Below are 13,094 nucleotides of genomic sequence, written 5' to 3' on the forward strand. Positions count from 1 at the left end.
TAACACCAGGCGGGGATGACCGGAATAACGCTATTGTAGGTTGCTTATTCCGGCACAAAAACCGTAATTGCGGCAATAGTCTATTGCAATACAGTAAACAATTCTGTTGCTGCGGTGTCATAACCGCCTTATCTGCGGCTGCTATGATGATTAATGATTACCCGCCAATAAGGAGCAAAACGTGCATTTTCCCCTGCTGCCACAGGCATTGCTGCGGCCTTTCTCACCCCATCAGGAGCTGGCGCAGGCGCTATTGCCGCTGACCCTCGATTCCGACGATGGATCCCATGACGTTGCCCACCTGCACCGTGTATGGAAGAACGCCCGCCAGATCAGCATTCAGGAAGGCGGCGACCGGCGCATCTTGTGCGCGGCGGTGCTGTTGCATGACTGCGTCGCGGTAGAAAAGAATTCGCCGCAGCGTCACCTGGCGTCACGCATGGCCGCAGAAAAAGCCGCGTTGACGCTGGCACAACTGGATTGGGAAGCGCACGACATCGCCAAAACGGTGCATGCCATCGAAGCCCACAGCTTTTCTGCCGCCATTACGCCGGAAACGCTGGAGGCGAAAATCATCCAGGATGCCGACCGTCTGGATGCCATAGGCATGATTGGCGTAGCGCGCTGTTTCTATATCGGTGGGCGTATGCGCAGCGCGCTGTACGATGCCGCCGATCCGCTGGCGCAACAACGGCAATATGACGATAAGCGTTTCACGCTGGATCACTTCGAAACCAAACTTTTTAAGCTGCAGGAAGGCTTTCAGACCGCGGCCGGTCGACAAATGGCGCAGGAGCGCACCGAACGCATGCGTCGTTTCCTCAGCGAGTTGCTGGAAGAGATGTGAAAATCGCAGTTAATGCCCTCAACGCATCGATTCCGTTACGCTACCGGCATCTTCGCCGCGATAATTGCTGTACACTGATAACCATCTTCACTGACCAGGCTACAACGATGAAAAAACTGACGCTGAAAGACATGACGGAAAGCGAGCAACGTGAAGTAAAAACCGAGCTGGACAAAGCGCGTAAAAACCTCGGCAGAGAACTGACGAATGCCGAGAATAACAAGACCAAGGATGAAGTGGTGGCACGCATCATGGCCGCCCGCGAGAAAATTGAAAAAGCCACGCGCGCCGAACGTAAAGCCAACCGGGTCAAACCCAGCGGCGAAACCTTCAGTTGGTCCGCTTCAATCAGTACCCGCCCCCCGCGTTAATGCCTTACGAAAACCCCGCCAACGCGGGGTTTTTTATTGCCCCGATTCATTAGCCAAACTCATCAGCCTATTCGAATCATGAATAACAATGTTATCAATAAGTTGTAAATTGACAGCATAATGAAGAATATTCATTATCGACGGATATCCTCTGGCACTTTCTTATCTTGCTTATCTGTCGTTTGCACTGAAGGAACTTATTATGGCTTCATTCTCCGGTATTTGGGTTGCGCTGGTTACCCCATTCAATAATAACGCCGTCGATCTGCCTGCGGTTAAACGGCTGGCGCAATACCTGATCGCCTCGGGCGTCTCCGGATTGGTGGTCTGCGGCACCACCGGCGAAGCGGCGGCGTTGAGCAAAGAAGAACAATTGACGGTTCTCGACGCGGTGCTGGACGTTGTACCGGCCAACCAGGTGGTGATGGGGCTGTCAGGCAATAACATGCTGGATACCCTGCAGATGCAGCAGGAAATCCAACTGCGCGACATCGCCGGAGTGCTGATCCCCGCGCCCTATTACATCCGCCCATCGCAATGCGGCCTGGTGGATTACTTCACCCAACTTGCCGATGCGTCGAGCGTGCCGGTGATCCTGTACAATATTCCGCAGCGCACCGGCATCGTGATGGAACTGCAAACCCTCAGGCAAATCGCCCGCCATCCGCAGGTCAAGGCAATCAAAGACTGCGGCGGTAACCCGGATACCACCATGGCGCTGATTGACGACGGCGAAATCGACGTCATGACCGGCGAAGATAACCTGATCCTCACCACCTTGTGCCTGGGCGGAACCGGGGCCATTTCCGCCTCCGCACATATTTATCCGCAGCGCTTCGTGCAACTGGTACAACAGGTTGCCAACGGCGATCTGGCTGCCGCGCGCGCTAACTTCTATACGCTGTTGCCGATGATCCACCAGATGTTCAGTTTCCCCAACCCGGCACCGGTCAAAGCCGCTCTTGCACAGCAAGGCCTGATCCGCAACGAACTGCGATCGCCGATGCAAATCGCGCCGCAGGCATTGCAACAGCGCATTGCCGCTACTCTGGCGCAGTTACAGCCGGAAGATGCGCTGATTGGCTAAATTTGTTAGCTAACCCGCTGTAATTTTAACGTTATGGAACTAGGATCAGAGGTTAAGCATGCCTGTCATTCATCACAATCAAGGAGCTTCCGATGAAACTGTTCTATAAAGCCGGCGCCTGTTCTCTGTCACCGCATATTGTACTGCGCGAGGCGGGCCTGGATTTTACGGCGGAAAAGGTCGATCTGGCGCAGAAAAAGACCGAGAGCGGTGCAGACTATCTGGCCATCAACCCTAAGGGACAAGTACCGGCGCTGTTGCTGGATGATGGCAGCCTGCTGACCGAGGGCGTGGCGATTGTGCAATATCTGGCGGATCGCGTGCCGGACCGCAACCTGATCCCGGCGGCGGGCACGTTGTCGCGTTATCACGCCATCGAGTGGCTGAACTATATTGCGACGGAATTGCATAAGGGATTCAGTCCGCTGTTTAACCCGAAAACGCCGGATGAATACAAGGCCATCGCGCGCACCAAGCTGGAGCAGCAATTCAGCTATTTGGATTCCGTGCTGGCAAAGCAGCGTTTCCTGTTGGGAAACCGGTTCAGCGTGGCGGACGCCTATCTGTTTACCGTTTTGCGTTGGGCCATCGCCCTGCAGTTTGATCTCAAAAAATACCCCCGGTTGGCGGCGTATTTTGACAGCGTGGCTGCACGGCCAGCGGTGGATGCGGCGCTGAACGCCGAAGGTTTGAAATAACCCCCAAGCCCCGGCGGCTCTGCCGGGGCTACGGAGCTTAGCGTTTTACCGCTTTGAATTCGCAGTTCGGCTTCACGATGCGATCCTGTGCCGCCACTACCTGCAGTTCGTACTCACCCATTGCCTGGGTTGTCAGCATCACTTCATACACCGCTGCAGTCACATGCTCCAACGCCTTAGCCAGCGCCACGCCTTGCAGTAAATTGACCAGTAGCAGGCCACTGGTCAGGTCGCCTACGCCGACCGGTTGGCGAACGCCAAAATCCACCAGCGGGCGGCTGATATGCCAGGCTTCTTCTGCCGTGACCAACAGCATTTCGAAACAGTCGATATGATAGCCGGCACGGCTCAGGTGTTTGACCAGCACCAGCTTCGGCCCTTTGGCGATCAGTTCACGTGCCGCGCTTACCGCTTGCTCAACGTCAGTCACTTCCCGTTGGCTCAGCAGTTCCAGCTCAAGCAGGTTTGGCGCAATCATGTCGCTGCATTGCAGCGCCTGCCGGCAAAAAAACTCCGCCACGCCCGGCGCAACGATGCAGCCCTTTTCAGGGTGGCCCATCACCGGATCGCAGAAATACCAGGCGTTCGGATTAGCCTGTTTGACCTGACGAACCACCTCGAGAATATGGCAGCCCTGCTCCGGCGAGCCGATATAGCCGCTCAGCACCGCATGGCAATTTTTCAGTTGATCGATGGCCGCAATCCCCTGGGCGATCTCCGTCAGGTGGCTGGCCGGCATTACGCAGCCCGTCCATTTGCCGTACTGGGTATGATTTGAAAATTGCACCGTGTTCAGCGGCCAGACGTTAACGCCCATACGGCGCATGGGGAATTCAGCCGCGCTGTTGCCCGCATGCCCAAACACCACATGCGATTGAATAGAGAGAATATTTTTCATCGATACGGCCTGACCTCGCCATGCCGTGCGCATCAGCCCGCGGCGAAATAGAATGAATAAATAACGTATGGAACATTATGCCGGCGCGTCTAAAAACAAGAAACTAGAGAACTTTTTTATTTTTTGGCGGCGGCATATTGTAGCGAAAGCCCACCGGCAAAAAAAGCGGATAGCCCGAACATCGATCCGCTTTCTCATCTTAAAACAGGTTTTCTTTAGGTGTTTTCGCCTTGCTATCAGTAGATTTTACGCTGTACTTGTTGCTAGATATTTTCCTTCATTCGCAGAGATACCTTATGAGTCTACTAACGTTACAACAGGACGTTGCCATCCTGTTCTCTGCCACTTTGGGAAAGAAGGCAGATGACAAGGCCCTGACCTACTTCGCCAAACAGCTTGAAAAAGGGACCTATACCCAGAGCGAATTGGCCACCAGATTTATCACCTCTCAAGATGGGCAACACCGCTACGATGGGCTGACCACCAGCCAAAAAGTGCAGTACATCTATCAAAATACCAATGGTACGCCACCCGACGCCTTAACCTTAAGCGCACTGACCGCACAGGTCGATGCCGGTACCACTCTGGGCAGTCTGACAACGGCGTTAATTGCCGAAACCAAAGATTATGCCGGTAATGATGCCGTTCCACTGGCTCAACAACAGCATCTGGAAAATGTCATCAACACCACGTTGTATCCGTCGCAGATAGAACTGCCCTCTCAGATCTCCGCTGCGGCAGATGTACAAGGCATGTACTACTTACTCGGCAGCATGGTCAACTCCGCCGCCATCGATTATTGGAGTGGCGTGTTGAACAGCGGTAAAAAAACCGCCGTAGAAATGGCCAACTATTTTGTTACGCTCAAAAGCTATATCAGTTCACTGAACAACGAAGATTTCGTGCAGAAAATCTTTTCGCAAGCCTTTGGTACCGCCGCCAATAACAGCGAGCTGCAAAAGTACCTGACCGGCCTGAATGATGAGAGTGAAACACGGGGCGACGTCATGATGCGGATGATGGCCGACATCAGAAATGATACCGGCCACGATGTAGCCAGGCAGAACTTTGCGGCGGCCACCCATGTTTATGCCCCTGGTGAACTCCCGGCGGCTCAATATGCCGAAGCGGTCATGTCGCTTTATTTGACTGTCGCCGGCGTCTCGGCCGATGCGACCACGATTGACTCCTTTAGCCGCCTGCTCGCCGGCGGCAAGACTCAGACTGAGCTGCTCAACATTCTGTCCAAAGCAGATCTGTTCCGCAGCGCCGGGGACTATCAGTCCATTTATATGAAACTCTACGGCAGCCCACTCAACAGCACTTCGGCGCAGGCCATTCTGCTGAAGGCAGGCAACGACAAGGTCAAAGCCACCTCTCTCATCATTGATGCTTTTCGCAACGGTGAATACCCGCTCGACAGTGATGACAAGCCGAACCCGATACGCGTTGCTGACTATCAGGCTAAAATTGCGCATTCACTGGGTTATAAGACCAGCGCCGAACTTGACATCGCTGATAATGGTGCCCTTACCGGTATGGTAAATTCCGGCAGTCATCACCCATTGAGCTGGGCAGAGCTTTCAGTATTAACCCAGGTGTATCTCAACGTTAATACACCCTCTGTCGTTGACTTCAACTACTCACCAAAACTGCAAGAAGTGGTATTGCAGGGTGATATGCCCACCAATGACGTCACCTTCAATTCACTAAAAAACAAATCTTTCGCATTAAGAGTTAATTTGGATGATAGAGCCTGGTTTAAAACAGCAGAAAAGATCATGTTTGGCTCGGAGAAAGACTCCGTCTTAGTCACAGACACATACGACATCGTCAATGCCAAGCTCAATCTAAACTTTGCTGACGGCGGTGCCAGTTTGCTATGGGAGGGTAATGGCATCAACCATGGTGCAAACAGCGTTAGCAGTACTTTCACCGCACAAAACCTATTTACGGCAGTCGGGACTCTCTCAGCCAACTTTATCCTGAAAGATATCGTCCTGACGACAGCAGAAGACGGCAGCATCAGCGGTCAAGTCCACAGCAACATCAATCAATTCCTTTTCTTTCCTACCATTGAGCTTGCAGGCTATCGCGGCACTGGCAATATTTACCTGGACGGCAAACTGGTTGCTACTGAAGGTAAAAATATTTTTGATTACGGGATTACCAATCAAACTGCCAGTATCTATAACAGCGGTTATTCCGATGTGTCCGACCTCCAACAAGCTGACCATGCATTTAAAAGCGGCGATCAATCCCGCTGGACTGGCGTCGAGGGTTTCGTCCTTTCCGGCTATGCCGATGATGTTCACGTTATTAATATTGACGCGGAAAAATCGTCCGTTTTATCGGTCATAGGCAACGCCGGGGCACAAAGCAAATTGCACCTTGAATTGGCACCGAGCGTGTCGGCTTCAGCTAAATACTGGGGGGTCAATATCGGGAACGCCAAGCTCGATAAACTGGATGCCGGTACGCTTAGTTTCACTAGCCACTTTATAGGACAGCAACCACCAGAAATGCTAAGGATGTATTCTAGCGGCTCAAAACTGAATACTGTAACACTGACAGGCGCTGACAGTCATATCGACACCCTCTACTTTAGTGGCGTCACCAAGCTGGAGGCTACGGTGAAAGCGGCGTTTAGCGGCAGTCTCAAAGACATTATCATCGAACCTCTTATTGACCCACTTGGGGAAGGTATACCTCGGTTCGAAATTGACCTGACGATGGAGAGAGGAGGCAGCGGCGGCGGCGTGTTTTACACATTACTGTCCGCATTGAGCAACCACTCCGCTTATGACGGTATAATCAGCACACTGGCTGGCGACCAGCTCAACATTCAATACACTAACAGCCAGACACTGACTATCCAAGGCAACACCACACTCAATAATTTGGTGATGGCCAATGAACGGGCGCATGACAGTAAAATCATTTTTGAACAAAGCACGGTCGACAGTATAGTCACCATCAATACTCTCACCCCGACCGATACCATTGTTGCCGGCTCCCTTGCCCAACCCTGGGTTTTCAACAGTGGAAAATCAGGGAACATAAAGATCTACGGCAGCGTAACCAAAGAAACCGACATCAATAACCTATTCAATTCATTGAACGTCGGCAGCGAAAGCACTGCGCATGATGTGTTTTCGCAGGCGCTGTCAAAAACCTCTCCCGACGGCGATGTTCTACATGAGGTAGGCGTGGTGAAATTCGGCACTCACGCTTATGTTGTCATTGATAATAATCACAACCAGCAACTTGACCCTCAGGATATTATTTTCTCGCTAGGGAATAAGGATGTTTATGACATTGCTGCAAATCTTCATTATCAGGCGCCAACCCTCATGATTAATGGTGACAGCCAACCCAGCACCGAATTAACTTGATTGAGCATCCCATCGTGCGGCCGGAGCAAAGAGGCCGCACATTTTTCAAAACCAGAATATCCTTACCGCTGATCGCATTGTTTTTTTAGGATTTTAAACTGTACTTAAAGCTTAATTTCTTTTCTTACCTTCATGAGGCACCTAATGAGCTTCCTTTCCTTGCAGCAGGATGTAGCCATTCTTTTTTATGCCACCCTCGGTAAAAAAGCAGACAGTGAAACGTTGAATTTTTTCGCCAAACAACTGGATCTGGGCCGGTACAACAAAAGCCAACTGGCCAATACATTCATCCAATCTCAGGATGGCCATCAGCGGTATGACGGCTTAACGACAGCGCAAAAAATTCAATACATTTATAAAAACACCACGGGTGAATCCCCCTCTTCCAATCTATTGGCAACGCTGGTCGCACAAGTGAATGCCGGGCAATCCCTGGGGCAACTCACCAAGGACTTGATTGGCGGAGTAAAGAGCTATACAGGTAGCAATGCCCACCAGATTGGGCAACAGCAGCATTTGTTAGAGGTGATAGAGACTACGTTGTATCCGGCACTGTCGCCCTATCCCGCCAATGCCGCCGCTGCCGCCGATATTCAGGCCATGTTTTACGTGGTGGGCAGTCTCATCGCAGCAGACGGGGTCAATTACTGGAGCAGTATTCTTGCCCAAGGAAAAGCCAGCGCCAATTATATCGCCGACCGTTTTGTGGATACGCGCAGCGGGTTGAAAGCGCTGAGCAATGAGGAGTTCGTAAAAACGGTCTATAAAAATACTTTCGGCGTAGAAGCCGGGGCAAGCGAAATAGCCAGTTATGTCGCCGGTTTAAATAATAATACCGAGACCCGTGGCGATGTCCTGATGCGCCTGATTGCCGATATTCGAAATGACACCTCGCACGATACGGCCAAACAGAACTTCCAGAACGCCACCCACGTTTACGCTGCAGGTGAACTTCCCGCGCTGAATTATCAGGAAACCGTTGCACTGCTCTTTCTGCAATTGGCGAAAAATACCCTCCTGAATGCCTCTGGGTTAGACAGTTTCAGCAAATTTCTCGCCAGTGGAAAATCCGATCTTGATCTGCTGACCCTCCTGGCAAAATCGACCCATTTCCAGGACGCGACTAACTTCGCCAAGGTTTATGCCAAACTCTACGGCACCACGTTGAATGACCTGCAAAAGCAAGCGATTCTCCAACAAGCAGGCAATAACCCCCTGCAAGCAACGCTGAATATCATCGATACCTTCCGTCACGGCGAAGCGCCGCTGGACAGTGGCCCCGTGCCAAGCATCGACGACATGGTTAATCTCGAGTACAAAATTGGCAGCGAATTGGGTTATCAAATCCGAGGCAATCTTAGCCTGTCAAATACCGATGGTACGCTGACCGGCCCCCTGAATTCCGGCGTCCAACATACGCTGAGCCATGCTGAAATCGCTCAGCTTCTCCAAATTACCCTTAACGTCGACGTCGGCGTGGCTGTCGATCTCAGCTTTGCCAAATCATTGCAGCAGGTTTCGCTGCAGGGCGATTTTGCAGCCAGCCTGGCCACGCTCAATTCGCTGAAAAGTAAAAGCGTCACTCTTAACCTCACCGATAAAAACGTGGCCAACACCGCAGGTTTGGTTGACTTCACCAATGGACAAAACAGCAGTATCCTGACCGACCAACTCAATGTTGCCGCCACCCACGCACGGCTTAATCTGAATGGCGCAAGCGAAATCCGGCTGCTATGGAAAGGTAATGCCTTTCCTGACGGAAGCAATAGGGTCAGTAGCGATTTTACCGCCACATTGACATCCACCAAATACGACTCCAGTTTCGGCATCGTTTCGGCAAATTTCATCACAAAAGATGTGTTGCTGACCTCTGCGCCAGGAGGAAGTAGTGTAGAAGGCGTCATTCAGAGCAACCTGAATCAGTTCCTGCATTTTCAATTTATCGACTTAGCGTACTATCGGGGCACGGCAAATATTTATCTTTACGGAAAACTGGTGGCGACCGAGAGCACAAACGTGTTTGACGCAGGCCTCCTGGATCAAACCGCCAGTATCTACAATGAGCACTATGCGGACGTATCCAGCCTGACCCAGGCAGAGGCTGCGCAAAAAGACAGTACCGGCACCATCTGGACCGGTTCTCGTGGTTTCAATTTATCGGGCTTTGCCGACAATGTTCATGTCATCAATGTTTCCTTATCCCATATGACGACATTACGAATTTCGGACAATGCCTCCAGTAAAAGCCAGGTACACCTCGAAACCGTCAATGGCAGTGAGGCCCCCCATTGGAACATGGAGATAGGCAACAGCAAAACATCGACGGTCGATGGCGGCACCGTAAGCCTGACCAGCCATTCGACCGCCGTATCCGGCGAATCCTTGTCTATTGCCTCCTGGGGAACCTCGAACAACATTCTGACGTTGGCCGGCGGCAGCACGCATATTGAAACACTGGAGCTTTATGGCAGCACCACCCTGAACCTGACGATTAAAGCCAATTTTAGCGATTCGCTGAAAAACATCGTCATCCCGGTGATTGAAGATCCCTGGAGTAATCCGCCGGTCATCACTGCAAACTTGACGCTGGAAAAAGGCGGCACCGGCGGAGGGGAATTTTATCAATTGCTGCAATCCCTGAGCAATCACAGCGCTTACGACGGACTCATTGACCAGCTGTCCGGCGATCAGCTAACCATCGCCTATACGGCGACCAACAGTTTTTCGATCCAGGGCAACACCACCCTGACCCGCTATCAGGGGGGCGATCCATATAGTGGATCTAATAAAATCAGTTTCGGCAGCAGCAGCATCGATAGCATGGTCACCATTGAAAAACTTGAGACCAGCGATACCATTTTCCTCGGCAAAGGTGCCGAGCAGTGGAAATTCGGTTCCCATACCAGCCAGACTATGGCCGTTTATGGCAGTGTGAGTAAGCCGACGGCTGTTGATGCCCTGTTTAACTCGCTCACCGTGGGGAGTGAAGACAATGGACAGGACATCTTCGCCAAAGCCTTGGACAAAATCACCAACGGCGCCAGCAAAAGCAGCCTGGCAGAGGTTGGCGCAGTCAAGATCGGCAGCAACGTCTATGTGGTAATTGATAACAACCACAATCGGCAGTTTGATCAAGACGACAGCGTATTCTCTCTGGGGGATAAGGACGTTTACCAGATAGCCGGCAACGTGCACTATCAGGCGCCGAGCGTCACTCTCAACGGTATTCACCAAGGGGTCGATGAAGCGATTGTCGCCTAAAAAAGCGGCCCGCCGGCAATTTGCCGGCGGGCCGTTTCCAAATTTGCGGGTGAAATCTTATTTCCAGTCGATCAGACAGTAATGCTTCTTGCCCCGGCGCAACAGCGTGTAACGGCCGAACAGACGATCGGCGTCGCTGAACGCGTATTCGGCGTTGGACTGTTTCTCACCGTTGATGGTCACCGCGTTGGAGCCGATCATGGTGCGCGCCTGGCCACGTGACGGCACTAGTTCAGCATTAACCAGCGCCTGCTGCAGATCGGCGTCGCCATCCAGTTTGATGGTTGGCATGCCGTCTTGCGCCAACTGGGCGAAGTCCGCTTCGGTCATCTCGTGCAGCGCGCCGGAAAACAGGCTCTGGGTGATGCGCTTGGCCGCAGCCAGCCCTTCCGCGCCATGTACCATGCCGGTCACTTCTTCCGCCAGCACATACTGGGCGCGCGGCGCCTTGCCGCTGTTCTTGTCTTCTTCTTCCAGCGCGTTGATGTCTTCCAGGCTCATGAAGGTGAAGAACTTCAGGAAACGGTAAACGTCGGCGTCGGCGGTGTTGATCCAGAACTGGTAGAACTTGTACGGGCTGGTTTTTTCCGGTGCCAGCCACACTGCGCCGCCTTCGGTCTTACCGAATTTGGTGCCGTCCGCTTTGGTGATCAACGGCACCGTCAGGCCGAACACCTGTTTCTGATGCATGCGGCGAGTCAGATCGATACCGGAAGTGATGTTGCCCCACTGATCGGAACCGCCAATCTGCAGCTCTACCTGATGGCGGTTGTACAACTCGGAGAAGTCGAAACCCTGCAGCAGGTTATAGGAGAATTCGGTGAAGGAAATGCCCGAGTCGTCGCGGTTCAAACGTTGCTTCACCGCTTCCTTGTTGATCATCTGGTTCACGGAGAAATGCTTGCCGATGTCACGCAGGAAGGTCAGCACGTTCATGCCGCCGAACCAGTCATAGTTGTTGGCGGCGATGGCGCTGTTGCTGCCACAGTCGAAATCGAGGAACGGGGAAACCTGTTTGCGGATCTTTTCCACCCACTCATTCACCGTCTCGGCGGTATTCAGCTTGCGCTCGGCCGCTTTGAAGCTCGGATCGCCGATCAGCCCCGTGGCGCCACCTACCAGCGCCACCGGCTTGTGGCCGGCCAACTGGAAGCGCTTCAGGCACAACAGAGGAACCAGATGGCCCAAATGCAAGCTGTCAGCGGTCGGATCGAAACCGCAATACAGTGCAATTGGCCCTTGCGCCAGTCGCTCTGCTAACGCTTCCTCATCCGTAACCTGGGCAACGAGGCCCCGCTCTTGCAGTTGTTTAATCAAGTTGCTGCTTGCCATCAATGACTCCATGTATAAACGAATGCACCTTTGTCGGTACACGACCTTTCGCCCACTGGCGAAATATAAAATTCAGGGTAGCGCATAGAATAAAGCGCCGGCGGCATCAGTGCCAGCGCTTAAGGGGGATTTTCAGTCTTCAGGGTGCCAGTCGGTCAATTTTCCAGTCATTCCCATCGCGCTGATACAAAAAGCGGTCATGCAGGCGGTGTTCGCCGCCCTGCCAGAACTCGACGGAATCGAAATTAACGCGGAATCCGCCCCAGAAACTCGGCAACGGCACTTCGCCCTGCTGGAATTTTTGCTTCAGTTCGAGGAATTTGCTCTCCAGTACGCCGCGGGCGGAAATGCGCGATGACTGTTGCGATACCCAGGCGCCGATCTGGCTGTCTTTCGGCCGGCTGGTGAAGTACTTCATCACCTCCAGCGTGGACAGACGTTCTGCCTTGCCAAGGAAAATCACCTGACGATCGAGCATGTGCCACGGAAACAGCAGGCTGATGTGCGGGTTTTGCGCGAGCTGTTGCGCCTTGCGGCTGCCAAGGTTGGTATAAAAAACCAGCCCTTTGTCGTCGAAATGCTTGAGCAGCACGATGCGCTGATAGGGTTGGCCATTCTCATCCACCGTAGCCACACACATGGCGGTAGGATCGGCCAGGCGCGCATCGCAGGCCTGCTTCAGCCAGCGTTCGAACAATTCAAGCGGATTAGCGGTCAGATCGTTGCGGCGCAAGCCGCCACGGGTGTATTCACGGCGCAGGTCCGCAACATCAAACTCATTATTTTCAATCATCTGGTTTATCAACCAACCGAAAAATTCGTCGTTACATTCTGCGCCTGCGGCGCCAGAATCTCAATCGTTCTGGCGCAGCCGTCGGCCGATCAGTTAGCCAATACGCAGTCGCTGATAATCACCTTGTCATTACGTTCGACATAGGCGTTTTGGCCCTTCGACCAGAAACTGTACTTGCCGTCGCTGTATTTCGCACCGGACATGACCAGTACCTGTTTCAGCTTCAGTTGCTCGCCATCCATCAGAAAGCTGGCCGTGCTGTCCTTACCGTCCAGCGCCACCGTCAGCGGCGTAGTACCGCACTGGTAATGCAGCGTCTGGCTGCTTTGCGGCAATACGTAACTGCAGCCTGCCAGCACCAACGCGCCTGCGGCAATAATGATTTTTTTCATGCTTTTGCTCCTTAGGGAAA

At 52.7% G+C, this 13,094-nt stretch carries 10 protein-coding genes; 6 read left to right on the forward strand and 4 right to left on the reverse strand.

Annotation, left to right across the window (positions count from 1 at the left end; all coding sequences use genetic code 11):
• The first annotated feature begins 181 nt into the window (after nucleotides 1-181).
• The 4 genes from V2S86_RS08545 to gstA all read left to right on the forward strand — a co-directional run bounded on the left by V2S86_RS08545 (nucleotide 182) and on the right by gstA (nucleotide 3,003).
• Nucleotides 182-847, forward strand: a complete 666-nt coding sequence (locus tag V2S86_RS08545) for an HD domain-containing protein (protein ID WP_330762066.1) — start codon at nucleotides 182-184, stop codon at nucleotides 845-847.
• A gap of 107 nt (nucleotides 848-954) precedes the next feature.
• On the forward strand, nucleotides 955-1,218 hold the full coding sequence (locus V2S86_RS08550; protein ID WP_006324956.1) for a DUF3811 domain-containing protein: 264 nt from the start codon (nucleotides 955-957) through the stop codon (nucleotides 1,216-1,218).
• A gap of 202 nt (nucleotides 1,219-1,420) precedes the next feature.
• Complete coding sequence (gene dapA / locus V2S86_RS08555) at nucleotides 1,421-2,305, forward strand: 4-hydroxy-tetrahydrodipicolinate synthase (protein ID WP_330762067.1); 885 nt, start codon at nucleotides 1,421-1,423, stop codon at nucleotides 2,303-2,305.
• 92 nt (nucleotides 2,306-2,397) lie between these two features.
• On the forward strand, nucleotides 2,398-3,003 hold the full coding sequence (gene gstA, locus V2S86_RS08560; RefSeq protein ID WP_330762068.1) for a glutathione transferase GstA: 606 nt from the start codon (nucleotides 2,398-2,400) through the stop codon (nucleotides 3,001-3,003).
• A 37-nt stretch (nucleotides 3,004-3,040) separates the two neighbouring features.
• Here the strand turns inward: gstA and pdxY are convergent, their stop codons facing one another.
• Nucleotides 3,041-3,901, reverse strand: coding sequence for a pyridoxal kinase PdxY (gene pdxY / locus V2S86_RS08565; protein ID WP_330762069.1), 861 nt, complete (start codon nucleotides 3,899-3,901; stop codon nucleotides 3,041-3,043).
• Between the two features lie 296 nt (nucleotides 3,902-4,197).
• Between pdxY and V2S86_RS08570 the strand changes: the two genes are divergently transcribed.
• On the forward strand, nucleotides 4,198-7,296 hold the full coding sequence (locus tag V2S86_RS08570; protein WP_330762070.1) for a DUF4214 domain-containing protein: 3,099 nt from the start codon (nucleotides 4,198-4,200) through the stop codon (nucleotides 7,294-7,296).
• A gap of 144 nt (nucleotides 7,297-7,440) precedes the next feature.
• On the forward strand, nucleotides 7,441-10,557 hold the full coding sequence (locus V2S86_RS08575; RefSeq protein WP_330762071.1) for a DUF4214 domain-containing protein: 3,117 nt from the start codon (nucleotides 7,441-7,443) through the stop codon (nucleotides 10,555-10,557).
• 57 nt (nucleotides 10,558-10,614) lie between these two features.
• Here the strand turns inward: V2S86_RS08575 and tyrS are convergent, their stop codons facing one another.
• From tyrS to V2S86_RS08590, 3 genes are all read right to left on the reverse strand, one after another.
• On the reverse strand, nucleotides 10,615-11,889 hold the full coding sequence (gene tyrS / locus V2S86_RS08580; RefSeq protein WP_020438927.1) for a tyrosine--tRNA ligase: 1,275 nt from the start codon (nucleotides 11,887-11,889) through the stop codon (nucleotides 10,615-10,617).
• 139 nt (nucleotides 11,890-12,028) lie between these two features.
• Nucleotides 12,029-12,682 (reverse strand): pyridoxamine 5'-phosphate oxidase, encoded by a 654-nt coding sequence (pdxH, locus tag V2S86_RS08585; RefSeq protein WP_062789513.1) that lies wholly within the window; start codon nucleotides 12,680-12,682, stop codon nucleotides 12,029-12,031.
• Between the two features lie 89 nt (nucleotides 12,683-12,771).
• Nucleotides 12,772-13,074 carry an MliC family protein gene (locus V2S86_RS08590; protein ID WP_330762072.1) on the reverse strand — a complete coding sequence of 101 codons (303 nt, stop codon included), beginning with the start codon at nucleotides 13,072-13,074 and terminating at the stop codon, nucleotides 12,772-12,774.
• Between the last annotated feature and the right edge of the window lie 20 nt (nucleotides 13,075-13,094).

Source organism: Serratia sp. C2(1) (assembly GCF_036352655.1).
GTDB lineage: Bacteria > Pseudomonadota > Gammaproteobacteria > Enterobacterales > Enterobacteriaceae > Serratia > Serratia inhibens.